Origin of the sequence: Streptomyces spororaveus (assembly GCF_016755875.1) — a bacterium.
GTDB classification, from domain to species: domain Bacteria; phylum Actinomycetota; class Actinomycetes; order Streptomycetales; family Streptomycetaceae; genus Streptomyces; species Streptomyces spororaveus.
On the sequence record NZ_BNED01000005.1, the window covers coordinates 3,920,001 to 3,944,023 of the forward strand.

The 24,023-nt window shown below is 72.2% G+C and carries 21 protein-coding genes and 1 rRNA gene (1 of these 22 only partly in view); 9 read left to right on the forward strand and 13 right to left on the reverse strand.

Going from position 1 to position 24,023, the window contains the following annotated elements; translation table 11 throughout:
- A 16S ribosomal RNA gene (locus Sspor_RS19910) occupies positions 1-71 on the reverse strand (it extends 1,454 nt beyond the left edge of the window).
- Between the two features lie 906 nt (positions 72-977).
- Between Sspor_RS19910 and trpS the strand changes: the two genes are divergently transcribed.
- A complete protein-coding gene (gene trpS / locus Sspor_RS19915; RefSeq protein WP_202200336.1) occupies positions 978-1,982 on the forward strand; it encodes a tryptophan--tRNA ligase in 1,005 nt (334 codons plus the stop codon).
- Positions 1,983-2,029: 47 nt separating this feature from the next.
- On the opposite strand, the gene proC is transcribed toward trpS, so the two are convergent.
- The 5 genes from proC to Sspor_RS19940 form a co-directional block, all read right to left on the reverse strand.
- Positions 2,030-2,839 carry a pyrroline-5-carboxylate reductase gene (proC, locus tag Sspor_RS19920; protein ID WP_202200337.1) on the reverse strand — a complete coding sequence of 270 codons (810 nt, stop codon included), beginning with the start codon at positions 2,837-2,839 and terminating at the stop codon, positions 2,030-2,032.
- Between the two features lie 124 nt (positions 2,840-2,963).
- Positions 2,964-3,701, reverse strand: a complete 738-nt coding sequence (locus Sspor_RS19925; protein ID WP_202200338.1) for an ABC transporter permease — start codon at positions 3,699-3,701, stop codon at positions 2,964-2,966.
- Positions 3,698-4,519 (reverse strand): ABC transporter ATP-binding protein, encoded by an 822-nt coding sequence (locus Sspor_RS19930; protein WP_202200339.1) that lies wholly within the window; start codon positions 4,517-4,519, stop codon positions 3,698-3,700. Before Sspor_RS19930 ends, Sspor_RS19925 begins: the two co-directional genes overlap by 4 nt.
- Positions 4,520-4,600: 81 nt before the next feature.
- Positions 4,601-5,131, reverse strand: coding sequence for a hypothetical protein (locus Sspor_RS19935; protein WP_372499706.1), 531 nt, complete (start codon positions 5,129-5,131; stop codon positions 4,601-4,603).
- Between the two features lie 142 nt (positions 5,132-5,273).
- The gene (locus tag Sspor_RS19940) at positions 5,274-5,576 is read right to left on the reverse strand and encodes an SH3 domain-containing protein (protein ID WP_202200340.1); all 303 of its coding nucleotides are present in this window, start codon (positions 5,574-5,576) and stop codon (positions 5,274-5,276) included.
- 106 nt (positions 5,577-5,682) lie between these two features.
- Between Sspor_RS19940 and Sspor_RS19945 the strand changes: the two genes are divergently transcribed.
- On the forward strand, positions 5,683-7,809 hold the full coding sequence (locus Sspor_RS19945) for a serine/threonine-protein kinase (protein WP_237403937.1): 2,127 nt from the start codon (positions 5,683-5,685) through the stop codon (positions 7,807-7,809).
- Between the two features lie 52 nt (positions 7,810-7,861).
- On the opposite strand, the gene ilvD is transcribed toward Sspor_RS19945, so the two are convergent.
- The 5 genes from ilvD to Sspor_RS19970 all read right to left on the reverse strand — a co-directional run bounded on the left by ilvD (position 7,862) and on the right by Sspor_RS19970 (position 14,022).
- Positions 7,862-9,712: a dihydroxy-acid dehydratase gene (ilvD, locus tag Sspor_RS19950; RefSeq protein WP_202200341.1), complete on the reverse strand. Its 1,851-nt coding sequence runs from the start codon at positions 9,710-9,712 to the stop codon at positions 7,862-7,864.
- Positions 9,713-9,834: 122 nt separating this feature from the next.
- On the reverse strand, positions 9,835-10,464 hold the full coding sequence (locus Sspor_RS19955) for a TetR/AcrR family transcriptional regulator (protein ID WP_202200342.1): 630 nt from the start codon (positions 10,462-10,464) through the stop codon (positions 9,835-9,837).
- A complete protein-coding gene (locus tag Sspor_RS19960; protein WP_202200343.1) occupies positions 10,461-11,315 on the reverse strand; it encodes a sugar phosphate isomerase/epimerase family protein in 855 nt (284 codons plus the stop codon). Before Sspor_RS19960 ends, Sspor_RS19955 begins: the two co-directional genes overlap by 4 nt.
- Positions 11,316-11,882: 567 nt before the next feature.
- Positions 11,883-12,263 (reverse strand): DUF3592 domain-containing protein, encoded by a 381-nt coding sequence (locus Sspor_RS19965; protein WP_202200344.1) that lies wholly within the window; start codon positions 12,261-12,263, stop codon positions 11,883-11,885.
- An 820-nt stretch (positions 12,264-13,083) separates the two neighbouring features.
- Positions 13,084-14,022: a Ppx/GppA family phosphatase gene (locus Sspor_RS19970; protein WP_202200345.1), complete on the reverse strand. Its 939-nt coding sequence runs from the start codon at positions 14,020-14,022 to the stop codon at positions 13,084-13,086.
- Positions 14,023-14,085: 63 nt separating this feature from the next.
- Here Sspor_RS19970 and Sspor_RS19975 point away from each other — a divergent pair, with 63 nt between their 5' ends.
- A complete protein-coding gene (locus Sspor_RS19975) occupies positions 14,086-14,955 on the forward strand; it encodes a DUF3109 family protein (protein ID WP_202200346.1) in 870 nt (289 codons plus the stop codon).
- Positions 14,956-14,987: 32 nt separating this feature from the next.
- Here Sspor_RS19975 and Sspor_RS19980 read toward each other — a convergent pair whose 3' ends face one another.
- On the reverse strand, positions 14,988-16,751 hold the full coding sequence (locus tag Sspor_RS19980) for a BACON domain-containing protein (RefSeq protein WP_202200347.1): 1,764 nt from the start codon (positions 16,749-16,751) through the stop codon (positions 14,988-14,990).
- A gap of 182 nt (positions 16,752-16,933) precedes the next feature.
- On the opposite strand from Sspor_RS19980, the gene radA reads away from it, so the two are divergent.
- The gene (gene radA, locus Sspor_RS19985) at positions 16,934-18,346 is read left to right on the forward strand and encodes a DNA repair protein RadA (RefSeq protein WP_202200348.1); all 1,413 of its coding nucleotides are present in this window, start codon (positions 16,934-16,936) and stop codon (positions 18,344-18,346) included.
- Between the two features lie 211 nt (positions 18,347-18,557).
- Entirely contained in the window at positions 18,558-19,682 is a 1,125-nt protein-coding gene (disA, locus tag Sspor_RS19990; RefSeq protein WP_202200349.1) for a DNA integrity scanning diadenylate cyclase DisA, read from the forward strand.
- Between the two features lie 18 nt (positions 19,683-19,700).
- Here the strand turns inward: disA and Sspor_RS19995 are convergent, their stop codons facing one another.
- Positions 19,701-20,507: a hypothetical protein gene (locus Sspor_RS19995; protein ID WP_202200350.1), complete on the reverse strand. Its 807-nt coding sequence runs from the start codon at positions 20,505-20,507 to the stop codon at positions 19,701-19,703.
- Positions 20,508-20,734: 227 nt separating this feature from the next.
- On the opposite strand from Sspor_RS19995, the gene Sspor_RS20000 reads away from it, so the two are divergent.
- The 4 genes from Sspor_RS20000 (at position 20,735) to cseB (ending at position 23,875) form a co-directional block, all read left to right on the forward strand.
- Positions 20,735-21,718, forward strand: a complete 984-nt coding sequence (locus Sspor_RS20000; protein WP_237403938.1) for an iron-sulfur binding domain-containing protein — start codon at positions 20,735-20,737, stop codon at positions 21,716-21,718.
- 185 nt (positions 21,719-21,903) lie between these two features.
- Positions 21,904-22,464 carry a SigE family RNA polymerase sigma factor gene (locus tag Sspor_RS20005; protein WP_030010715.1) on the forward strand — a complete coding sequence of 187 codons (561 nt, stop codon included), beginning with the start codon at positions 21,904-21,906 and terminating at the stop codon, positions 22,462-22,464.
- A 35-nt stretch (positions 22,465-22,499) separates the two neighbouring features.
- The gene (locus tag Sspor_RS20010; RefSeq protein WP_202203754.1) at positions 22,500-23,132 is read left to right on the forward strand and encodes a hypothetical protein; all 633 of its coding nucleotides are present in this window, start codon (positions 22,500-22,502) and stop codon (positions 23,130-23,132) included.
- A gap of 29 nt (positions 23,133-23,161) precedes the next feature.
- Positions 23,162-23,875, forward strand: a complete 714-nt coding sequence (cseB, locus tag Sspor_RS20015; RefSeq protein ID WP_030727090.1) for a two-component system response regulator CseB — start codon at positions 23,162-23,164, stop codon at positions 23,873-23,875.
- The last annotated feature ends 148 nt before the right edge of the window (positions 23,876-24,023 follow it).

The window sequence follows — 24,023 nt, forward strand, 5'->3', positions numbered from 1 at the left end:
CATCGTTCGACTTGCATGTGTTAAGCACGCCGCCAGCGTTCGTCCTGAGCCAGGATCAAACTCTCCATGAATGTTTACCCGTAATCGGGTGCACACATCACTTAGAGCGGGCGCATCATGTCGGAATATGACCGACGCGCCACAACGTCCTCGCTGTGTTGTTGCCTGCAAGTGCACCGGCGAACCGGAGCCTTACAGGTCTTTTTCAAAGGAACCTCATCCACCGAAGTGGACGGGGTATCAACTTCTGGCGTTGATTTTTGGCACGCTGTTGAGTTCTCAAGGAACGGACGCTTCCTTTGTACTCACCCTCTCGGGCTTTCCTCCGGGCTTTCGTTCTGTTCTTGCGTTTCCGACTCTATCAGAGTCAGTCCCGCTCCGCTTTCCAGGTTTTCGCTTTCGCGTTTCCCTTTCCGGCGAGTCCGACTCTATCAGATCCTTTCGGGCCTGACCCCCAGTCAGCGGGGCTTGTCTTCCGGGCTGTTGGGCCCTTTCGACGAGTGAGACAGTAGCGGATTCCTTGCCCCCGAACCTAATCGGCGGCCGCGTCCTGGAACGCGGATTCCTCATTCGCAAATACGCATGAAAACGAGACGACGGAGTGCGTCGTTCGTTCGAATGTGTGGTGCGGGATGGCCGTCCGGGGACCGACCAGGGTCGGCGCTCACTTCGGACAACTCGAAGAACCTTACGGACCGGGCACACCTGTGTCAACCCCCGGCCGGCCCGCCACGCCGGATCCGCAAAACTCCCGCCGCCCCCGGACCCATCGGTCTACGCTGGGCCCATGACTACGCATGCGCTCACGCTCAGCCTTCGCTGGTGGGCCGCCTGACGGCGGCCGACCTTCCACGCGAGCACGCATGCGCTCACGGCCGCCGCTTCGGCGGCCGTTTTTGTTTCTCCCCTCCCGGGGAGTGGCTCGGTCGCCCGACGCGGTGGCCGCCGACACCACTCACACCCAGGGAGAGCAGGACATGACGACGAAGAGGATCTTCAGCGGGATCAAGCCCACCGGACATCTGACGCTGGGCAACTACCTCGGGGCGGTACGGCAGTGGGTCGCCGCCGACCGGACGCCGGAGTCGGCGCTGTTCTGCGTCGTCGATCTGCACGCTCTGACCGTCGAGCACGAGCCGGCGCGCGTACGAAGGCTCAGCCGGCAGGCGGCGACCCTGCTGCTGGCCGCCGGCCTCGATCCGCAGCGGTGCACCCTCTTCGTGCAGAGCCATGTCGACGAGCACACCCGGCTGGCGTACCTCCTGGAGTGCACCGCCACCGACGGGGAGCTGCGGCGGATGATCCAGTACAAGGAGAAGGCGGCGAAGGCGCAGCTCTCCGGGGAGGGGGTGCGGCTGTCGCTGCTCACCTATCCCGTGCTGATGGCGGCGGACATCCTGGCGTACGACGCCCAGGAGGTGCCGGTCGGGGAGGACCAGCGGCAGCACGTCGAGCTGACCCGGGATCTGGCGGTGCGGTTCAACCAGCGGTACGGGCACACCTTCACCGTGCCGAAGGCGACGCTTCCGGAGGTGGCCGCGCGGGTCATGGACCTCCAGGATCCGACGTCGAAGATGGGGAAGTCCCACGAGAGCGGGGCGGGCATCGTCTATCTGCTCGACGAGCCGGGGGCCGTGCGCAAGAAGGTGATGCGGGCGGTCACCGACAGCGGGGACGGTGCGGTGGTCTACGACCGGGAGGCGCGGCCGGGCGTCGCCAATCTGCTGGACATCCTGGCGGCGTGTACCGGGGGTGACCCGGCTGTGCTCGCCGACGGGTACGGCGGCTACGGGGCGCTGAAGCGGGATGTCGCCGACGCGGTGGTCGAGGTGCTGCGGCCCGTACAGGAGCGGCACGCGGAGCTGGCGGGCGATCCGGCTCAGGTGGAGAAGGTGCTGCGGGAGGGTGCCGGGCGGGCCAGGGAGCTGGCGCGGCCGGTGGTGGACCGGGCGTACCGGGCCATCGGATTGCTGGAGCCGTGACGGGTGGGGGTCTCGCGTGCCTCGGGGCCCCCACCGGTACGGGTGTCTCAGCTGTTGCCGGAGGCGAGCTCGCGGCTGCGGTCGCGGGCCGCTTCGAGGGCGGCGATGAGGGCGGCGCGTACGCCGTGCTTCTCCAGCTCGACGATGGCGTTGATCGTGGTGCCGGCCGGGGAGGTGACGGCCTCGCGGAGCTTGACCGGGTGTTCGCCGCTGTCGCGGAGCATGACGGCGGCGCCGATGGCGGCCTGGACGATCAGGTCGTGGGCCTGGGCGCGGGGCAGGCCGAGGAGGATGCCGGCGTCGGTCATGGCCTCGACGAGGAAGTAGAAGTAGGCGGGTCCGGAGCCGGAGAGGGCGGTGGCGGCGTCCTGCTGGGACTCGGGGACGCGCAGGGTCTTGCCGACGCCGCCGAAGATCTCCTCGGTGTGGGCGAGGTGCTCGGCGGTGGCGTGGCTGCCGGCGGAGATGACGGACATGGCCTCGTCGACGAGGGCGGGGGTGTTCGTCATGACGCGGACGACGGGGGTGCCGGGGCTGAGCCGTTCCTCGAAGAAGGCGGTGGGGACGCCGGCGGCGCCGCTGATGACCAGGCGGTCGGCGGGCACGTGCGGGGCGAGCTCGTCGAGGAGCTTGGCCATGTCCTGGGGCTTGACGGTGAGGATGAGGGTGTCGGCGCGCTTGGCGGCCTCGGCGTTGGAGACGGCCTCGACCCCGTAGCGGGTGCGCAGTTCCTCGGCCCGTTCGGGGCGGCGGGCGGTGACGAGGAGCTTCGCGGCGGGCCAGCCACCGCGGATCATGCCGCTGAGCAGGGCCTCGCCGATCTTGCCGGTACCGAGGACCGCGACTGTCTGGGTCATGCCCGATTCACCTCGCCTGGGGGTACCCCCAGCGGTGGCCGGGGGTGCTTCTTGCGCGCTACGTGTGCGTCCTCATCCTTTCACCCGTGGAAGGAACGGGGCGGGGTTGTCCGGCCTGTGGGCGTCAGGGGGTGCGGCGGCGGAGGGTGACCGCGCCGAGGGCGAGGACGAGCAGTGCGCAGGCGGCGACGATCGCGGCGTCGCGGACGAAGTCGGCGGTCATGTCGGTGTGGGTGAGGACCTGGGTCATGCCGTCGACGGCGTAGGACATGGGCAGGACGTCGGAGAGGCCTTCCAGGACGGGGTGCATGGTGTCGCGGGCGGCGAAGAGGCCGCACAGGAGCAGCTGGGGGAAGATCACGGCCGGCATGAACTGGACGGCCTGGAACTCGGAGGCCGCGAAGGCGGAGACGAAGAGTCCGAGTGCGGTGCCGAGGAGGGCGTCGAGGAGGGCTACGAGGAGGAGGAGCCAGGGGGATCCGACGACGTCGAGGCCGAGGGCCCAGAGGGCGAGGCCGGTGGCGAGGAGGGACTGGAGGACGGCGACGGCTCCGAAGGCGAGGGCGTAGCCGGCGATGAGGTCGCCCTTGCCGAGGGGCATGGCGAGGAGGCGTTCCAGGGTTCCGGAGGTGCGTTCGCGCAGGGTGGCGATGGAGGTCACCAGGAACATGGTGATGAGGGGGAAGATCCCGAGGAGTGAGGCGCCGATGCCGTCGAAGGTCTTGGGGCTGCCGTCGAAGACGAAGCGCAGCAGGGTGAGCATCAGTACGGGGACCAGGAGCATCAGCGCGATGGAGCGCGGGTCGTGGCGGAGCTGGCGCAGGACGCGGGCGGCGGTGGCGGTGGTGCGGGCGGCGTTCATCGGGTCTGCTCCCGGATGGCGGTGACGTTGGTGGCGGCAGCGGCGTCGGCGTTGGCTTCGTCGACGAGGCGCAGGAAGCCCTCCTCGACGGTGGTGGCGTGGGTGCGGGTGCGCAGTGCGTCGGGGGTGTCCTGGGCGAGAATGCGGCCTTCGCGCATCAGGAGCAGGTCGTGGCAGCGCTCGGCTTCGTCCATGACGTGGGAGGAGACGAGGATCGTGGCGCCGCGGGTGGCGGTGATGTCGTGGAAGAGGTTCCACAGATCGCGGCGCAGGACGGGGTCGAGGCCGACGGTGGGTTCGTCGAGGACGAGGAGCTCGGGGGTGCCGAGCAGGGCGACGGCCAGGGAGACGCGGCTGCGCTGGCCGCCGGAGAGGTTGCCGGCGAGGGCGCCTGCGCGGCTGGTGAGGTCGACGTCGGTGATGGCGCGGCTCACGGCGGCGGCGCGGCGGTCGGCGGCGGCGCGGCCGGGGTCGAGGACAGCGGCGAAGTAGTCGAGGTTCTGCCGGACGGTGAGGTCGTCGTAGACGCTGGGCGCCTGGGTGACGTAGCCGATGCGGGAGCGGAGGCGGGGGTGGCCGGCGGGGTGGCCGAGGACGTCGAGGGTGCCGGTGACGTGGGCCTGGGTGCCGACGATGGCGCGCATGAGGGTGGATTTTCCGCAGCCGGAGGGGCCGAGGAGGCCGGTGATGCGGCCGCGGGGGACGTCGAAGGCGAGGGAGTCGAGGACGGTGCGGGGGGTGCGGCCGGTGCCTCGGCGGACGGTGAGGTCATGGGCGTGGACGGCGGCCGGGTCTCCCTCGGGCTGCTTATTCATCATGTGATGAATAATGCTCCTGGGGGTGCCGGACGTCAATCTCCGGGAGGAGTGAGGTGCGGGCTCCGGGCGCCGGGCTGCGGGCTACTTCTTGCGCTTGGGCCGGCGGGCGGCCGGGTTCCCGGTACGGGTGCTGCGGCGGCGGGCGTACTCGGCCCGGGCGCGCTCGTACTCGGCGCGGCGGAGCTTCTCGCCCGGCGCCTCACCGAGGCAGCGCAGGAAGTACGCGATCAGGGAGCCGATGAAACCGATCGTCTTGAGGCCCTTGAGGGCGGCCTCGTCGGAGGACGGGGCGGGGCGACGGCTGTAGGAGGCCCACGTCTTGGTGAAGGCGATGGAGCTGGCGATCGCGAAGAGGACGACGACCGAGATGCTGAGGAAGGGGCCGACGTTGCCGATCTCCAGCCCCTCGTAGGACAGGCGCAGCAGCAGGGCGGCGGAGATCGCGGTGGCCAGGGAGCCGATGGCGAGGCCGACGCGACGCAGGGCGTAGCCGCCGTCGTGCTCGACCCAGGTGGTGCCGAAGAACCGGATCGGCTCGGGCTGCGGGCCGGCGGGCACCGCCGCCTGCGCGGCCGGCTCGGCGGGGGTCTGGTCTCGCTGGTCGTCGCTCACGCAGCGATTATCCCTCGCCGGGCCGGTCGGGCCCGGTGTGTCTCACGTGTCAGACGGGGCGGGCGCGGGTCGCCCCTGCCGCCGCCCCGCGCCACCGCGGACCTTCACCCGGTCCCCGGGACCGCGCTCCCGTTCCGGGCGGTCAGCCGCACTGGGTGACGACGTAGCCGTCACTGCCCGTCTTCACGTACGCGTCGGAGACGAAGCGGCCGTTGCCGATGCAGTCCCAGATGTCGGTCGTGCCGTACGGGCCCGAGACGGTGGTGCCGTCGCACTGGCAGCGGAGCGTCACGGTCGCGCCGTACGGCAGGACGTCGATCACCGGATAGTTGGTGCCGGGGCCGCTGCGGACGTTCAGCCGGGAGCCGGGGGCCACCGGGTAGGACGGGTAGCCCGAGCCGGACGCCAGGCTCTGGACTTGGCTTGAATCGTTCTCCACCGACATACGAAATCTCCCCCCATGGGTGTTGCCGTGCGCAACTCGCGCAGGGTAGCAGGACCTTGGAGACTCCTACGGGTCATCGACTAGGCTCCGGCGGGGGTGGTGATCGGTGCATTCGCTGCGCGCGGACTACGCGGGATTTCCGGAGTACGCCGGGCAGTACCGGCTCGAATCGGTGCTCGGCTCCGGAGGGATGGGCGTCGTCCATCTGGCCACGTCCGGCTCGGGACTGAAACTCGCCGTCAAGATCGTGCACGCCGAGCACGCCGTCGACCCGGAGTTCCGGGCCCGGTTCCGCCAGGAGGTCGCCGCGGCGCGCCGGGTCAGCGGGGCGTTCACCGCACCCGTCGTGGACGCCGATCCCGATGCCGAACGGCCGTGGATGGCCACGCTGTTCATCGACGCACCGACACTCTCCGAGCGCGTACGGGAAAAGGTGCTGGACCCGGCCGAACTGGCCCGTCTCGCCGCCGGCCTGGCCGAGGCGCTGCGGGACATCCACCGTGCGGGAGTCGTGCACCGGGACCTGAAGCCCAGCAACGTGCTGATGGCTCCGGACGGTGTGCGGGTCATCGACTTCGGGATCTCCCGCCCGGCGGACAGTGACCTGCGGACCGAGACCGGCAAGCTGATCGGCACCCCGCCGTTCATGGCGCCCGAGCAGTTCCAGCGTCCCCGCGAGGTGGGGACGGCCGCGGACGTCTTCGCCCTGGGCGCGGTACTCGTGTACGCCGCGACGGGGCACGGCCCGTTCGACTCGGACAGCCACTACCTGGTGGCCTACCAAGTGGTGCACAGCGAACCGGACCTGACCGGGCTCCCGTCGCGGCTCGTCCCCCTCGTCGCGCGGTGCCTGGCGAAGGATCCGGCGGAGCGGCCCACCGCCGAGGCACTGATCGCCGAGATGCGCGCGCTCGCGTACCCGACCGCCGAGGACACCCAGGCCTTCATCCCGCGGCCGCGGCGGCCCGTCGAGGCCGAGCAGGTCACCCACCAGAGGGAGCGGGTCGCCGCCGCACCGCAGGCGCCGCCCCGCCGGCGGACCCGGATGGCGGTCGGGGCCGGGGTCGGGCTGCTGCTGCTCGTGGGCGGGACCGCCGCCGGATACCAGCAGTTCGGGACGGCGCCCGGACCGCCCGCCCAGATCGCGGCGAAGACGGGTACGGCACCGCAGAAGAGCTTCGCCCCGTGGGCGGTCCCCCTGGGCAAGCCCGCGACCGGCAGCCGGACCGGGGCCTGTTCCTGGCAGGCGGCCCTCTACTGCGCCGGACCGGGCCTGGTCGCCGCACGGCTCGACCCCGCGGACGGCTCCACGGTATGGGCCCTGGAGGCGCCCGGACCGGCGCAGGGCGCGACGGTCCTCAGCGCGCCCCAGCACGCGGGCGGGCAGGTCCTCGCCGTGGTGCCGGGCAGCGAAACGCTCCAGGCACTGGACCCGGACACGGGAGCCGAGCGCTGGAGGCACAAACTCCCGGGCGGCTCGCAGGCCGTGGTCGCGGGCGGGCAGATCCTGCTGGTGGGGACGGGCGGCAGCGTCACGGCGCTGGACCCGGCGCACGGCACGCCGCGCTGGACCAGGCAGATCGGCGGGGTCGGATCCGTCTGGTGGGGCGACGGCGGTCCGAAGGGCGGGACGCCCGCGCTGTACGTGGCGACGCCCGAGAGCGGCGGCGGGTCCACGCAGATCGCGGCGGTGGACCCGGCCGACGGGACGGTGCGCCGGCAGCTGCGGACGGAGGGGCGGCTGCGGCCGGTCGGCACCGCGCGGGGCGGGCTGTACCTGCTGGAACTCGACGCGTCCTCCAGGACCACCGCCGTCGTGCACGCCGACCTCACGACGCGCACCGTGCACCGGGTACGGCCGAAGGCGCCGCTCTTCGACGCGGAGGCGACGGTCGACCCGGACGGGAACACGTATCTGTTCGGGACCTCCGGCACGCTGGTCGCGGTCGGAGCGGACAAGGAGCTGTGGCGGTCGGAGACGGGCGTGACCGTGGCCTCCCGGCCGGTCTTCACCGACGGCCGGGTCTGTCTGATGGCGCCGGACGGACGGCTGCTGGCCGTCGACGCCGCCAGCGGCCGGCCCGCGGGGCAGACCCGGCCGCGGATGACCGACGGCAAGGCCACCACCTACGCGGCGACCCTGCCCGCTCCGGTGGCCGGGGACGGGCGGGTGTTCGGGAGCGCGCCCGACGGGACGGTGTTCGCGGTGGCGGCGGATCCGGGCGGGTGGTGAGACGCCGGCGCCCCCGCACCGGAGGGTGCGGGGGCGCCGGCGGGGTCGGTGGTCAGCCCAGGCGGGTGACGTCGCGGACCGCGCCCTTGTCGGCGCTCGTGGCCATCGCCGCGTAGGCGCGCAGGGCCGCCGAGACCTTGCGCTCGCGGTTCTTCGGGGCGTAGACGCCGCCGAGGGCCGCGTGGCGGGCCGCCAGCGTGGCCTCGTCGACCAGGACCTCGATGGACCGGTTCGGGATGTCGATGCGGATCCGGTCGCCGTCCTCGACGACCGCGATGGTGCCGCCCGAAGCCGCCTCCGGGGAGGCGTGGCCGATGGACAGGCCCGAGGTGCCGCCGGAGAAGCGGCCGTCCGTCACCAGGGCGCAGACCTTGCCGAGGCCGCGGCCCTTGAGGAAGGAGGTCGGGTACAGCATCTCCTGCATACCGGGGCCGCCGCGCGGGCCCTCGTAGCGGATGACGACCACGTCGCCCGCCTTGACCTCCTTGCGGAGGATCTTGTCGACGGCCTCGTCCTGCGACTCGCAGACGACGGCCGGGCCCTCGAAGGTCCAGATCGACTCGTCGACGCCGGCGGTCTTCACGACGCATCCGTCCTCGGCGATGTTGCCGCGCAGGACGGCCAGGCCGCCGTCCTTGGAGTACGCGTGCTGCACCGAGCGGATGCAGCCGCCCTCGGCGTCGAGGTCCAGGGACTCCCAGCGCTTGGACTGGGAGAAGGCGGTGGCGGAGCGCTCGCAGCCGGGGGCCGCGTGCCACAGCTCCATGGCCGTGTCGGTGGCCGTGCCGGAGCGGGCGTCCCACTTCGCCAGCCAGTCCTCCAGGCCGTCGGAGTGGACGGTGGTGACGTCCTTGTTGAGGAGACCGCCGCGGTGCAGTTCGCCGAGGATGGCGGGGATGCCGCCGGCCCGGTGGATGTCCTCCATGTAGTAAGTGCCGCCGGGCGCCACGTTCGGAGCGACCTTGGACAGGCACGGGACACGGCGCGAGACGGCGTCGATGTCGGTGAGGTCGTACTCCAGACCCGCTTCCTGCGCCGCGGCCAGCAGGTGCAGGATCGTGTTCGTCGAGCCGCCCATGGCGATGTCGAGGGCCATGGCGTTCTCGAAGGCCTCGCGGGTGGCGATGTTGCGCGGGAGGACGGACTCGTCGCCGTCCTCGTAGTAGCGCTTGGTGATCTCCACGACCGTGCGGCCGGCGTCCTCGTACAGGGCGCGGCGGGCGGTGTGCGTGGCGAGGACCGAGCCGTTGCCGGGCAGGGCCAGGCCGATGGCCTCGGCGAGGCAGTTCATCGAGTTGGCGGTGAACATGCCGCTACAGGAGCCGCAGGTGGGACAGGCGTTCTCCTCGATGCGCAGCACGTCCTCGTCGGAGACGTTCTCGTTGGACGCGTCGACCATGGCGTCGATCAGGTCCAGCTTGCGGACGGTGCCGTCGACGAGGGTCGCCTGACCGGCCTCCATCGGGCCGCCGGAGACGAAGACGACCGGGATGTTGAGGCGCATGGCGGCCATCAGCATGCCGGGGGTGATCTTGTCGCAGTTGGAGATACAGATCAGCGCGTCGGCGCAGTGCGCCTCGACCATGTACTCGACCGAGTCCGCGATCAGGTCGCGGGAGGGGAGGGAGTACAGCATGCCGCCGTGGCCCATGGCGATGCCGTCGTCGACCGCGATGGTGTTGAACTCGCGCGGGATCGCGCCGGCGGCACGGATGGCGTCGGAGACGATCCGGCCGACCGGGGCCAGGTGGGTGTGACCGGGGACGAACTCGGTGAAGGAGTTGGCGACCGCGACGATCGGCTTGCCGATGTCCGCGCTCGCTACGCCCGACGCGCGCATCAGCGCACGCGCGCCTGCCATGTTGCGGCCGTGGGTGACGGTGCGGGACCTCAGCTCGGGCATGCGGTTTCACTCCCCATGAGTGCGGCTGTACGGTCAGCCGCGACTGCGGATATGGCTCAGATACGAGGCTACGCCCACCGCCCGCGATCCGGACACCGCGTCCGGATGCCGGGACGGCGGGCTCATTCCTCGGTCAGGTACCGCTGGAGCGTGGGCGCAACGAGCGCCACGATCTTCTCCGGGTCGGCGGACGCGAGGGGCTCGACCTGGACCACGTAGCGCAGGATCGCGATGCCGACCATGTGGGAGGCGGCGAGCTCGGCGCGGAAGGTCGGGTCGGGGACGTCCAGGTCGGCGGCGACGCGCTCCAGCAGCCGCCGCAGCACCAGCTGGCGCAGCACCTTCGCGGCGGCCTCGTGCGTGAGCGCCGAACGGATCACGGCGAGCAGCGGGACCCGGGTGACCGGGTTCTCCCAGACGCCCAGGAAGTAGCGGGCGAGGCGCTCGCCGATGCCTTCCGGCCCCTCGCCGATGATCGCGGGGACCACCAGGGCGGGCTCGATGCTGACCTCGATGGCGGCGGCGAACAGGTCGTCCTTGCTGCCGAAGTAGTGGTGCACCAGCGCCGGGTCGACACCGGCGACCCTCGCGATGCCGCGCACGGACGTCTTGTCGTACCCGCGCTCCGCGAACACCTCACGGGCGGCGAGCCGGATGCGCTCCGGGGTGCCGGGGCCGTCGTCGGCCTCGTCCTGCCGGGGCCGGCCGGGGCCGCGGCGGCGCGGCTTGGGGGCGTCCGGGGTATCGGTCACGGTCGGCGGGCCCTGTCACGCTCGGCGGTGGGGGTGGGGCCGGCGGTGGGGCCGGCGGCGAGGTGCAGGCGGGTGAAGGCCAGCGCCTCGGCGAGATCGGCCTCGCGCTCGGCGGAGGACATCGCCCGGCGGGTGTTGACCTCGATCACCACGTGCCCGTCGAACGAGGTCCGCGCGAGGCCCTCCAGCAGCTCGGCGCAGGGCTGCGTACCGCGGCCGGGAACCAGGTGCTCGTCCTTGGCCGAGCCGTTCCCGTCGGCGAGGTGGATGTGCGCGAGCCGGTCGCCCATGCGGTCGATCATCGCGCTGGCATCGGTACGAGCGGTCGCGGTGTGCGACAGGTCGACGGTGAAGTGGCGGTAGTCGTCCTTGGTCACGTCCCACTCGGGGGCGTACGCGAGCATCTCGCGGTCGCGGTAGCGCCACGGGTACATGTTCTCCACGGCGAACCGGACGTCGGTCTCGTCGGCCATCCGCCAGATGCCGGTGACGAAGTCCCGCGCGTACTGGCGCTGCCAGCGGAACGGCGGATGGACGACCACGGTGCTCGCCCCGAGCCGCTCGGCCGCCGCCTGGGCGCGCTGCAGCTTGGTCCACGGGTCGGTGGACCACACCCGCTGGGTGATCAGGAGGCAGGGCGCGTGCACGGCGAGGATCGGCACCCCGTGGTGGTCCGACAGCCGGCGCAGGGCGTCGACGTCCTGACTGACCGGATCCGTCCAGACCATCACCTCGACGCCGTCGTAACCGAGGCGCGCGGCGATCTCGAAGGCGGTCGCCGTCGACTCCGGATACACGGAGGCGGTGGATAGGGCGATTTTCGCGGTCGGGACACGGACTGGTTCTGCCACGGAGACAGGGTACGGGCCCGGGACGACACCTGACCGTGACAACGACCACGAGGGCGGGGGCGGGGCTCCGGAGGGGCGGGCTGGGGGGACGAGGGGAGGTGGCTGAGCGGGGTCGGGTGGTGGGGCGGGGCTCCGGAAGGGCCGATCCGCTCATTCGGTGGTCAGGGATGTGTATGGGGGTTTCCCGTCAGTCTCATCGTCTCTCCGTGTCGGGCCGGTCCCTCAAGGGCGCTCCTTCGTCGCGTCGCTACGCGATGGCCTGACGGCCACCCTTGACCGACCGTCCCGCCCCGGAAATCCGAAGACTGCCGAGAAGCCCCCAAAAGAACGAGCCGGTCCAAGCTTTAAGGGACGGGGTAGTCAGAGACCCCCTGCCCGGACGGGGGTGGGGACGCCCGACAGACGGGGCCCATCCAGACCCGGACCCGGGTCGGGTGAGGCGCGTCCAATCGCTACGCGCTCCTGACGTCTCAGCGTCCGACGACCGTCCTGGGCTGGACATAGGCAGCCCAAGGCCCGGGGCCGGTGAGGACGGTCTTGCGGCGACAGGACCGTTGCGCATCGGATTCAGAGGGTGACCAGCCGTACCAGCAGCACCGTCACCGTGCAGAGCGTGAACGTCGCCCCGATCGTGGTGAACAACAGATAGAGCCCCCTCCCGTCCATGCCCACGATCGAGAACCGGCGTGTGTTCTCCGGGTCGTACCGGACCGTGACGGTGGCCCCCACGCGGAAGGCGCTTCCGACCGATCCGCGACCGTACCTGGACCTGTGTTCGCAGGCCTTCCCGTCCTGGGAGGTCCACGCTGCGACCGGAAGGTAGTACGTGTCGCCCTCACTGCCCTTGTGGGCTTCGTGTCGAACGATTCGACCCACGGCGGTCACACCCTTGCGCCGCAGCAGACTCAGGTGGCGCAGGCCGACCACGCCGACAGCGAGAAACCCCATGCCGAGCGTCAGCGGGATGAGGGAGACAAACCATTCACGTCCCATGATCTACGCGACGCAAACCCTGAACGGTCGGTTGCGGGACCGCCTGTGGCTGAGCGTGGAACAACGGCTATTTCGTCGTGGAAGCGGGTCAACGCACGCGACTGACCTTGAGAGCTGACGATTTGCCCCAATTGGCCCGATCTGGGAGCGAGTCTGTGGTGTCGTGCCGGCGTTGACCCGGTTCCACGACGACATAGTCGAGGTACCGGCCGTCAGTCCCTCTCAGCGGCTCTCATCAGCCCCGGACGGTCGTCGGACGCAGGTCGAGCGCCGGATCGAGGTCGTGGGCGGCCTATGTCCAGCCCAGGACGGTCGTCGGACGCTGAGACGTGGGGAGCGCGTAGCGATGTGGTGCGCTTCCCCCGATCCGGGTCCGGGTCTGGATGGGCCCCGTCTGTCGGTCGTCCCCCACTCCCGTCCGGGCAGGGCATCTCCGACCACCCCGTCCTGATCCTTGAGTGCCCGGCTCGTTCTTTTGGGGGCTTCTCGGCAGTCTTCGGATTTCCGGGGCGGGACGGTCGGTCAAGGGTGGCCGTCAGGCCATCGCGAAGCGACGCGACGAAGGAGCGCCCTTGAGGGACCGGCCCGACACGCAGAGACGATGAGACTGACGGGAAACCCCCATACACATCACTGACCGCCGCCCGAGCAGCTCCCGCCCTCCGGAGCCACCGCCCCACCACCCGACCCCGCCCCAGCGGAACAGCCCCTCCGTAGCCACCGCCCCACCACCCGACCCCGCCCGAGCGGAACAGCCCCTCCGGAGCCCCCGCCCCTACGCCTCCGGTGCCGGCATGTGGTCCAGCCTGCGCAGGATCACGCCCTCGCGGAGGGCCCACGGGCAGATCTCCAGTTCCTCCACGCCGAAGAGGTCCATCGCGCCCTCCGCGACCAGCGCTCCCGCCAGGAGCTGGTTCGCCCGGCCCTCCGAGACGCCCGGGAGGGCCGAGCGCTGGGCGGTGGTCATCGCCGCCAGGCGCGGGACCCATTCCTCCAGGGACTTGCGGGTCAGATCCCGCTGTACGTACAGGCCCTCCGCCGAGCGGGCCGCGCCCGCGATGCGGGCCAGCTGCTTGAAGGTCTTCGAGGTCGCCACCACGTGGTCCGGCGCGCCGAAGCGGCTGAACTCGCGGACCGTGCGGGCGATCTCCGCCCGCACGTGCCGCCGTAGCGCCCGGATGTCCAGCGCGTCCGGCGGGTCGCCCGGGAGCCAGCCCGAGGTGAGGCGCCCCGCGCCCAGGGGGAGGGAGACGGCCGCGTCCGGGTCCTCGTCGATGCCGTACGCGATCTCCAGGGAGCCGCCGCCGATGTCCAGGACCAGCAGTTTCCCGGCGGACCAGCCGAACCAGCGGCGGGCCGCGAGGAAGGTGAGCCGGGCCTCGTCCTCGCCGCTCAGCACCGGCAGGTCGACGCCGGTCTCGGCCTTGACCCGGGCAAGGACCTCGTCCGCGTTCGTGGCCTCGCGTACGGCGCTGGTCGCGAAGGGGAGGACGTCCTCGCACCCCTTGTCCTCGGCGGCCTGGACCGCGTCGCGGATCACCGATACGAGGCGCTCGACGCCGTCGGGCGTGACGGCGCCGCGCTCGTCCAGCAGCTCCGCCAGCCGGATCTCCACCTTGTGCGAGTGCGCCGGCTGCGGGCGCGCGCCGGGGTGCGCGTCCACCACCAGCAGATGGACCGTATTCGAACCCACATCCAGCACACCGAGTCTCATAGGGGGAAACGCTACTGCGAGGAAGACTCGGGGGCTGTGTAAGGGGCGCATAGGCTTGGGTATGTGCCAAATACGAAGAAGGCCAACAAGACCCGGTCGCAGAAGGACACGGGCAAGGACACCAAGGACACCGTCAAGGGCAAGGCGAAGGCCGGCACCAAGGGCGGTAAGGACAAGGCCGTGATCGCGGCCGACGAGAAGGGGCTCGACTTCCCCCGGGCCTGGGTGGAGTTCCCCGATCCCGCCGACGACGAGCAGGTCTTCCGCTGTGACCTGACCTGGCTGACCTCCCGCTGGACCTGCATTTTCGGCAGCGGCTGTCAGGGCATCCAGGCGGGCCGGGCCGACGACGGCTGCTGCACGCTCGGCGCGCACTTCTCCGACGAGGACGACGAGAAGCGCGTCGCGCAGCACGTGGCCCGGCTGACGCCCGAGCTGTGGCAGTTCCACGACGTCGGCAGCGAGAGCGGGTGGACGCAGGCCGACGACGACGGGGAGAAGCAGACCCGCCGCTGGGACGGCGCGTGCATCTTCCTGAACCGGCCGGGGTTCCCCGCCGGAGCCGGCTGCTCGCTCCACATCCTCGCGGTGAAGGAGGGCCGGGAGCCGCTGGAGACCAAGCCCGACGTCTGCTGGCAGCTGCCGATCCGCCGGACATACGAGTGGATCGACCGGCCGGACGACACGCGCGTGCTGCAGGTGTCGATCGGTGAGTACGACCGCCGCGGCTGGGGGCCGGGCGGCCACGATCTGCACTGGTGGTGCACGTCGGCCACCTCCGCGCACGGTGCCGGGGAGCCGGTGTACGTGTCGTACCGTCCCGAGCTGACGGAGCTGATGGGCAAGGAGGGCTACGAGGAGCTGGTGAAGCTGTGCGAGGCGCGGCTCGCCTCGCTGCTGCCGATGGCCCCGCATCCCGCGGATCCTGCCTGATCGCGGTCCCGCTCAGGGCTGACCGCGGCCCCTCAGGGTCCGGGTGACACCGACGGGGCGGGGTCCGGGGCGGGGGAAACCGTTCCGCCTGAGCCCTCCGTCGGGGTCGGCGCCGGCGTCGGGGACGGCGGAGGGATCGTCGGCTCCGTCGGGGTCGGTGTCGGGGTGGGCGGCGGGGTCGGGTCCGGCGAGGGTGCCGGGGTCGCGGGCTGCGTCGGGTCCGGGGTGGGCGCGGGCGTGGCGGCGGGACGGCCGCGGCCCTGGATGGAGACCACCGCGCCGCTCGGGTCGACCCCGACCCGGGCGCTCCAGGCGCCGACGGGCTGGCCCTCGGGGTCCACGTTGATCCGTAGGGTGACCGATTCTCCTGGGGCGAGCGTGCCCGCGGTGCGGCTCGCGCGCAGCCAGGGGGCGTCGGACCAGAGCCGCCAGTCCACCGGGGCGCCGCCGGAGGCGGTGAGGGTGAGCAGGGTGACGGCGCCCTGGGCGGCTGCGGCCACGGTGAGGCGGCCGGGGTCGCCGGCGTGGTCGGGGGTCGCGGGCGGGCCGGTGCTGATGACCTCGACGGAGACGTCGGAGGTGGTGTCGCTCGGGGCGAAGCCCGGGCCGCTGGTGGTGGTGGCGGCGTTCCCGGCGTTCTCGTAGGCGGTCAGCGGGCGGCCGTCGGTCCGTGCGGCCGGGAGTTCGGACTCGCTGGCGGAGATACGGGTGGCGTCGCCGCCGGCGGGCTCGCCGGTCTCGTGGCCGCCGCGGTACGCCGCCCACAGGGCCAGGACCGGGGCGGCGACGACGGTGGCGACCACGGTCGTGGTCACCACGCGGGCGCGCAGCCGGTCGCGGCGGGCCGCGCGGTCCTTGGGGTCCATGGGGAAGCCGGTGCGGTCGAAGCGCGGTCCGGGCCCGCGGCCGCGGCCCCGGGCGGAGCGGAGCATCGCGGCGTGGACGGCGGTGCGGGGGGCGGGTACGAGGGGGAGCGCGGCGGTGTCGAGGCCGCCGGAGCCGGGCCAGGGACCCGCGGCGCCCACGCGTTCGGCGACGCGGCGACATCGGGGGCAGTCGTCGACGTGGCGGACGAGTTCGGTGCGCAGGGTGCTGGAGAGCAGGACGTTGCCGTCGCCGTCGTCGCCGGTGAGCCGGGAGACGCTGGGGCAGTTGCCGGTCTCGACGACGGCGAGGGCGGCGCGGGTCCGCTCGACCTCGCAGGCGGCGCCGGAGAGCAGCTCGCGGGCGGCGGCCGCGGGGGTGCCGAGGACGGCGGCGAGTTCGGGGACGCCGAGGCGGTGGCGGACGGCGAGTTCGAGGGCCTCGCGCTGCTCGGGTGTGGTGCCGGCGGCTTCGGGCCAGGCGAGCCGGGCCAGCTCGGTACGGCGGTAGGCGCTCACGTCAAGCGGCCGGTGGGCGTCCTGGCCTCGGTCGGGTTCCGTTCCGCCACCCGGCGCACGGTCACGCCCGGCGTGCTCCGGCGCACGCCGGGCGGAATGCGCTCCCTGTCGTGCGCGCCGTTGCTCGGCCAGCCGGTGCAGGCAGCCCCAGCGGGCGAGTGCGTAGAGCCAGGCGCGCCGGTCCCCCTCGTCGGGGCAGCGGCTGGGATGCCGCTCGGCCACGGCGAGGACGTCCCCGAGCACGTCGGTCGCGGTGTCGTGGTCGCACAGGACCGACAGGCAGTACGTGAACAGGCCGTCCAGGTAGGGCTCGTGCCGGAACGGCGGCGGCTGCTCGGTCTCGTGGGGCGTGCGCCCGTGCGCCCGGTGTGCGCCGGTGCGCGCTGAGGAGTGTGCCTGGCTGCTGCTGTTCACTTGGCGACCGTAGGCGGCACGCCGGTGACGCCCTGGAAGCCTTCGCCACTTTTAGCCCTTACGGGTGAACAGATCGGTGGGGTGCTGACGCAGGCCCTGACGCGGTCGCACCGGCACCGCGACCGCCGCCCCGGCCGGCACCCCGGTCCGCTCTGTCGGTGCGGGCGGCTACCGTGAACGGCATGGCTGCCCGCACCGCTCGTTCATCCGCCAAGGACCGGCCGTCCTACCGCTGTACCGACTGCGGCTGGACGACCGCGAAGTGGCTCGGCCGCTGTCCCGAATGCCAGGCCTGGGGCACGGTCGAGGAGATGGGCGCGCCCGCCGTGCGGACCACAGCCGCCGGCCGGGTCTCGACCGCCGCCGTGCCGATCGCGCAGGTCGACGGCCGGACCGCGACCGCCCGCAGCACGGGCGTGGACGAACTGGACCGCGTCCTCGGCGGCGGGCTCGTGCCCGGCGCCGTCGTCCTGCTCGCGGGCGAGCCCGGCGTCGGCAAGTCGACCCTGCTGCTGGACGTCGCCGCGAAGGCGGCGAGCGACGAGCACCGCACGCTGTACGTGACGGGCGAGGAGTCGGCGAGCCAGGTGCGCCTGCGGGCCGACCGGATCAACGCGCTGAACGACCACCTCTACCTGGCCGCCGAGACGGATCTGTCCGCCGTCCTCGGGCATCTCGACGCCGTGAAGCCCTCCCTGCTGATCCTGGACTCCGTACAGACCGTCGCCTCCCCCGAGATCGACGGCGCGCCCGGCGGCATGGCCCAGGTGCGGGAGGTGGCCGGAGCGCTGATCCGGGCCTCCAAGGAGCGCGGGATGGCCACCCTCCTCGTCGGCCACGTGACCAAGGACGGGGCCATCGCCGGTCCCCGCCTGCTGGAGCACCTCGTCGACGTCGTGCTGAGCTTCGAGGGCGACCGGCACGCCCGGCTGCGCCTGGTGCGCGGCATCAAGAACCGGTACGGGGCCACCGACGAGGTCGGCTGCTTCGAGCTGCACGACGAGGGGATCACCGGGCTCGCCGACCCGAGCGGGCTGTTCCTGACCCGGCGCGCCGAGGCCGTTCCGGGCACCTGCCTGACGGTGACCCTGGAGGGGAAGCGTCCGCTGGTCGCCGAGGTGCAGGCGCTGACCGTGGACTCGCAGATCCCCTCCCCCCGGCGGACGACCTCGGGCCTGGAGACCTCGCGCGTGTCGATGATGCTGGCGGTGCTGGAGCAGCGCGGCCGGATCACGGCGCTCGGCAAGCGCGACATCTACAGCGCCACCGTGGGCGGCGTGAAGCTCACCGAGCCGGCCGCCGACCTGGCGATCGCGCTCGCGCTGGCCTCCGCCGCCAGTGACGTCCCGCTGCCGAAGAACCTCGTCGCGATCGGTGAGGTCGGCCTGGCCGGCGAGGTGCGGCGGGTGACCGGTGTGCAGCGGCGGCTCGCGGAGGCGCACCGGCTCGGGTTCACGCACGCGCTGGTCCCGGCGGATCCGGGGAAGGTGCCGGCCGGTATGAAGGTCATCGAGGTGGCCGACATGGGCGACGCGCTACGGGTGTTGCCGCGCGGCCGTTCCCGTACCCCCGCCAGGGAGCGGTCGGCGGAGTAGCGCGCCCGGGGGCAGCCGGGGCGCCCGGGGGACGCCCGGGGGGACGATCCCCTGGTCAGAGGGCCCGTACGGGCCCCTCGCGGGCCGTACCCGGTCAAGCCACGGCGGGGCCGTGGCGCACGCCGGTAGACTTCTGGATGGTCCGCCCGGCCGTACGCACGTCCTCGTGCCCGCGGCGCTGGGCGGCGCAACCCGCGACCGGAGGAGTGCAGTGGCAGCCAAGGACGGGGCAGCAGCATCCGGGAAGTCGGGCGCGAGCTCCAAGCAGGAGGCCATGATGCGCGCCTCGCTGAGTGCGGTCGCACCTGGTCAGCCGCTGCGTGACGGCTTGGAACGGATCGTCCGCGGCAACACCGGCGGGCTGATCGTCCTCGGTATGGACAAGAGCGTCGAGGCGATGTGCACCGGCGGCTTCGTCCTGGACGTGGAGTTCACCGCGACCCGGCTGCGCGAGCTGTGCAAGCTCGACGGCGCGCTCATCCTCGACAAGGACCTCACCAAGATCCTGCGGGCCGGTGTGCAGCTGGTGCCGGACGCGTCGATCCCGACGGAGGAGACGGGTACGCGGCACCGTACGGCGGACCGCGTCTCCAAGCAGTGCGGCTTCCCGGTGGTGTCGGTGTCGCAGTCGATGCGGCTGATCGCGCTGTACGTGGACGGCGAGCGGCGGGTCCTGGAGGAGTCCGGGGCGATCCTGTCGCGCGCGAACCAGGCGCTGGCCACGCTGGAGCGGTACAAGCTGCGCCTCGACGAGGTCGCGGGCACGCTGTCGGCGCTGGAGATCGAGGACCTGGTGACGGTCCGCGACGTGACGGCGGTCGCGCAGCGGCTGGAAATGGTCCGCCGGATCGCGACCGAGATCGCCGAGTACGTGGTCGAACTGGGCACGGACGGGCGACTGCTGTCGCTCCAGCTGGACGAGCTGACGGTCGGGATCGAGCAGGAGCGAGAGCTGGTCATCCGGGACTACGTGCCGGAGCCGACGGCGAAGCGTTCCCGCACGGTGGACGAGGCGCTGGCGGAGCTGGACGCGCTGACGCACCCGGAGCTGCTGGAGCTGGCGATCGTGGCGCGGGCGCTGGGGTACACGGGCTCGCCGGAGACGCTGGACTCGGCGGTGTCGCCGCGCGGGTACCGGCTGCTGGCGAAGGTGCCGCGGCTGCCGGGCGCGATCATCGAACGGCTCGTGGAGCACTTCGGCGGGCTGCAGAAGCTGCTCGCCGCGAGCGTGGACGACCTGCAGACGGTGGACGGGGTGGGCGAGGCCCGCGCCCGGAGCGTCCGCGAGGGACTGTCCCGGCTGGCCGAGTCGTCCATCCTGGAGCGGTACGTCTAGGTTCCGGGCGGGGCCGGGTCAGTCCTGCTTGAGGACGAACGAGGTGCGGGCCACCGGCATGCCCGGGGCCTTGACCTCGACCACGTAGGTGTCGGGCGCCGCGGACCCCGGCGGAGGCGTCTGGCACTGGTCGGCCGCGCTGAACCTGCGGTCCCAGTCCAGTGACTGCTTGGTCTCGCCCTGTGCCGGGAGGCGGTAGAAGGCGTTGCCCGCGCCCGCCGGGCAGTCGGCCGAGGACCAGACCGCCTTGCTGCTGCTCGCCTGAAGGATGGTCAGGACGGCCTGCTTCGGGCCGAGGTCGATCTTGCAGGTGGTTCCCGAGGTGTTGCGGGCGACCAGTTCGAGGCGGGGCTTCTCGTTCGCCTCGTACTCGTTCTTCGCGCTCTTGACCTCCCACTGCAGCGCGCCCGGTGCGCATGTGGGGAGCGGGGAGTCCGCCGGGACCGGAGCCGGGCCGCCCGCGGCGCCGCCGGAGCCGGAGGCCGCGCCGCCGTTCGAGCCCGTACCGCCGCCCGGTTCGCCGTTCTTGCCCGCGCCGCCCGTGGAGCCGCCCTCGGAGCCGGTGCTCCCGCCGCCGCCCGACTCGGGGCGGCCGCCGGGGGCCGCGCTGATCGCGGGTCCGGTGCCGGCCGGACCCGGGGTGATCGAGGTGACGGGGTCGGGGCCGCCCTGGCCCTTTCCGTTCGTACTCGTCCTCCCCCCACCGGAACTGACGGTCCATACGGCGAGGAGTGCCAGGAGCGCGACGACGGAAGCCAGCACAGCCCTCCGTCGCCAGTAGATGGAGGAGGGGAGCGGCCCGACCGGATTGCGCAGAGATCCCACGGACGGAACTTTACGAGAGTTCGCGGCCCGATCAGTGCCCCACATGCCGCACGGAGGACTTGATTTGCCGATGATCATCCTGCGGGCGCAATCGGGGCGGCGAGATCCGGCCGGCGGGTCGCCGCGGACTTCGCCCGCCGGACACCCGCACGGGTGCGGTCGGCCCGGTTCACCGGCCCCGGTCCGGCGCGCCGGGAGAGGCGAAACGTGCCAGGATGCCGTCTGCCATGACTGCATCCCCCGCTTCCTCCCCGGCCGTATCCACCGACTCCTCCCACGCGCTGCACTCCCCCGTCATCGCGTGGTTCGACGAGCACGCCCGCGACCTGCCCTGGCGCCGCCCCGAGGCCGGCCCCTGGGGGGTCATGGTCAGCGAGTTCATGCTCCAGCAGACGCCCGTCAGCCGGGTCCTGCCGGTCTACGAGCAGTGGCTCGCCCGGTGGCCCCGCCCCGCGGACCTGGCCGCCGAGGCTCCCGGCGAGGCCGTACGGGCCTGGGGCCGGCTCGGCTACCCGCGCCGCGCGCTGCGGCTGCACGGCGCGGCCGTCGCCATAACGGACCGGCACGGGGGCGACGTACCGCGCGAGCACGGGCAGCTGCTGGCGCTGCCGGGGATCGGCGAGTACACGGCGGCGGCGGTGGCCTCCTTCGCGTACGGGCAGCGGCACGCCGTCCTGGACACGAACGTGCGCCGGGTCCTCGCGCGCACCGCGACGGGGGTCGAGTACCCGCCGAACGCGACGACGGCCGCCGAGCGGCGCCTGGCGCGGGCCCTGCTGCCCGAGGACGAAGGCACCGCGGCCCGCTGGGCGGCGGCCTCGATGGAGCTCGGCGCGCTGGTGTGCACCGCCAAGAGCCCCGACTGCGCGCGCTGTCCGGTGGCCGGGCTGTGCGCGTGGCGGCTCGCCGGGAAGCCGCCGCACGAGGGACCGCCGCGGCGCGGGCAGACGTACGCCGGTACCGACCGCCAGGTGCGCGGCAAGCTCCTGGCCGTGCTCCGGGAGGCGGTGGGCGCGGTTCCGCAGTCCGTGCTCGACACGGTCTGGGACGAGCCGGTGCAGCGGGCCCGGGCGCTGGACGGGCTGGTCTCGGACGGGCTGGTGGAGCCGCTGGACGGCGGGTTCTACCGGCTGCCGCAGACCCTGCCGCAGCCGGATCCTCACGCACGGACGCAGCCTCGGGCGCAGACGCCGGGTCACCCGCAGGTCTGACGGAAGCTGACTCAGAGATTCCGCTTCCTGCCGGTAAACCCCAGCTCACGGGGGCTGTTACACAACCTATGGGTGTCCGTGCGCCCACCGAAGGCTGGCTCGCACAGGCCCGTGACAACCCCTCCGTACCTTCGAATCCGTAGGGCACGGGGATGAACGGGTTGGACGGGTGGAGGCGGTCTCAGATGGCGCACGGTGAGGTACTCGGATTCGAAGAGTACGTACGCACCCGGCAGGACGCGCTGCTGCGCAGCGCCCGGCGCCTGGTCCCGGACCCGACCGACGCCCAGGACCTCCTGCAGACCGCGCTCGTACGCACCTACGGCCGCTGGGACGGCATCGCCGACAAGTCCCTGGCCGACGCCTACCTGCGCCGAGTCATGATCAACACCCGCACCGAGTGGTGGCGGGCCCGCAAGCTCGAAGAGGTCCCCACCGAGCAGCTCCCCGACGCCTCCGTCGAGGACGGTTCCGACCAGCGCGCCGACCGCGCGCTCCTCATGGACATCCTCAAGGTTCTCGCGCCCAAGCAGCGCAGCGTGGTGGTCCTGCGACACTGGGAGCAGATGAGCACCGAGGAAACGGCCGCGGCGCTCGGAATGTCGGCGGGAACCGTGAAGAGCACTCTGCACCGCGCGCTGGCCCGCCTCCGGCAGGAGCTGGAGAGCCGGGACCTGGACATGCGTGCGCTGGAGCGCGGTGACCACACCATGCGGTACGAGGGGCGTGAGCGGTGCGCGGCCTGAACGGCCAAGGTTTGTCCGGAGGTTCTCTGGTGCTGATGTCGGCGGGGACGGTCGTCCTCGTCGGCACAGCCGTGTTCGCGGTCGGGTGCGCCACCGGCGGCACCGGCCTGCGCGACGGCGGGCCGGCCCGCACCGAGGCCGTGTCCAAGGCGGCGCCCTCGGGGCCCACCCCCGACGAGTCCGCGTCGGCCTCGTCCGGCCGGCCGCTGAAGAAGGTCGACCCCGTCGGGCTGCTGTTGAAGGACCCCAAGGTCAGCACGGAGGTCAAACGGGACCTCAAGCCCTGCTCGGGCAAGGAGTACCCGGTGGACGTGAGCTACGGGAGGGTCACCGGCGGTCCCGTCGTGGACATCGTCGTGAACGTCCTGTCCTGCGCCGATGCCCTGGGCCGCGGCACGTACGTGTACCGGTCGGAGGGTGACGCGTACGAGAATGTGTTCGCGGACGAACAGCCACCCGTCTACGCGGAGATCGACCGGGGGGACCTGGTGGTCACGAAGCAGGTCTACGGAAAGAGCGACGCGCTCGCCTATCCGTCGGGCGAGGACGTGATCACGTACCGCTGGAACGGGGAGAAGTTCACCGAGCACGACCGGGTTCACTCGGAGTACAGCAACGTGGTCGACGGCAGCGTCCAGCCCGCCCCGGCCACGAGTCAGAAGAACTGAGCACAGAGGAACCGAGGCGAGGCTCCCGCATGGCCGAGACCCATGTCCTGTTCGTCGAGGACGACGACGTCATCCGTGAGGCCACGACCCTGGCGCTGGAACGCGACGGGTTCGTGGTCACGGCCATGCCCGACGGTCTGTCCGGCCTGGAGTCCTTCCGCGCGAACCGGCCCGACATCGCCCTGCTGGACGTGATGGTCCCGGGTATGGACGGCGTGAGCCTGTGCCGCCGGATCCGCGACGAGTCCACCGTCCCGGTGATCATGCTGTCGGCGCGGGCCGACTCCATCGACGTGGTGCTGGGCCTGGAGGCGGGCGCCGACGACTACGTCACCAAGCCCTTCGACGGGTCCGTGCTCGTGGCCCGGATCCGCGCGGTACTGCGCCGCTTCGACCACTCGGGCGGACCGCAGAACGGCGGACCGAACGCGGCCGACAACGGCTCGGACCCCGAGCGGGGGGTGCTCTCCTTCGGTGACCTGGAGGTGGACACCGAGGGCATGGAGGTCCGCAGAGCGGGCGCCGCCGTGGCCCTGACCCCGACCGAGATGCGGCTGCTGCTGGAGTTCTCCTCCGCGCCCGGCACGGTGCTCTCGCGCGACCGGCTGCTGGAGCGGGTCTGGGACTACGACTGGGGCGGCGACACCCGCGTCGTGGACGTCCACGTCCAGCGGCTGCGCACCAAGATCGGCCAGGACCGGATCGAAACGGTCCGCGGCTTCGGCTACAAGCTCAAGGCCTGACCCCCTCCCCTGACCGGGGGCTTCCCTCCCTCGCGGGCGGGATGTCCCGCTTCATGACGGACCGACACGACCGAGAGGAGGACTCCCGTTGAGCTCTGACACCCGCTCCACCGGCGCGCACGGCAGCGGCCGCCGCGTGCGGGAGCAC

Bases quoted from the DNA above. Each gene is read 5' to 3' on its own strand.
- trpS (WP_202200336.1), top strand. From the start codon at position 978: ATGACGACGAAGAGGATCTTCAGCGGGATCAAGCCCACCGGACATCTG.
- proC (WP_202200337.1), bottom strand. From the start codon at position 2,839: ATGACCCAGACAGTCGCGGTCCTCGGTACCGGCAAGATCGGCGAGGCC.
- Sspor_RS19925 (WP_202200338.1), bottom strand. From the start codon at position 3,701: ATGAACGCCGCCCGCACCACCGCCACCGCCGCCCGCGTCCTGCGCCAG.
- Sspor_RS19930 (WP_202200339.1), bottom strand. From the start codon at position 4,519: ATGATGAATAAGCAGCCCGAGGGAGACCCGGCCGCCGTCCACGCCCAT.
- Sspor_RS19940 (WP_202200340.1), bottom strand. From the start codon at position 5,576: ATGTCGGTGGAGAACGATTCAAGCCAAGTCCAGAGCCTGGCGTCCGGC.
- ilvD (WP_202200341.1), bottom strand. From the start codon at position 9,712: ATGCCCGAGCTGAGGTCCCGCACCGTCACCCACGGCCGCAACATGGCA.
- Sspor_RS19965 (WP_202200344.1), bottom strand. From the start codon at position 12,263: ATGGGGTTTCTCGCTGTCGGCGTGGTCGGCCTGCGCCACCTGAGTCTG.
- Sspor_RS19970 (WP_202200345.1), bottom strand. From the start codon at position 14,022: ATGAGACTCGGTGTGCTGGATGTGGGTTCGAATACGGTCCATCTGCTG.
- radA (WP_202200348.1), top strand. From the start codon at position 16,934: ATGGCTGCCCGCACCGCTCGTTCATCCGCCAAGGACCGGCCGTCCTAC.
- Sspor_RS20000 (WP_237403938.1), top strand. From the start codon at position 20,735: ATGACTGCATCCCCCGCTTCCTCCCCGGCCGTATCCACCGACTCCTCC.
- Sspor_RS20005 (WP_030010715.1), top strand. From the start codon at position 21,904: ATGGCGCACGGTGAGGTACTCGGATTCGAAGAGTACGTACGCACCCGG.
- Sspor_RS20010 (WP_202203754.1), top strand. From the start codon at position 22,500: ATGTCGGCGGGGACGGTCGTCCTCGTCGGCACAGCCGTGTTCGCGGTC.
- cseB (WP_030727090.1), top strand. From the start codon at position 23,162: ATGGCCGAGACCCATGTCCTGTTCGTCGAGGACGACGACGTCATCCGT.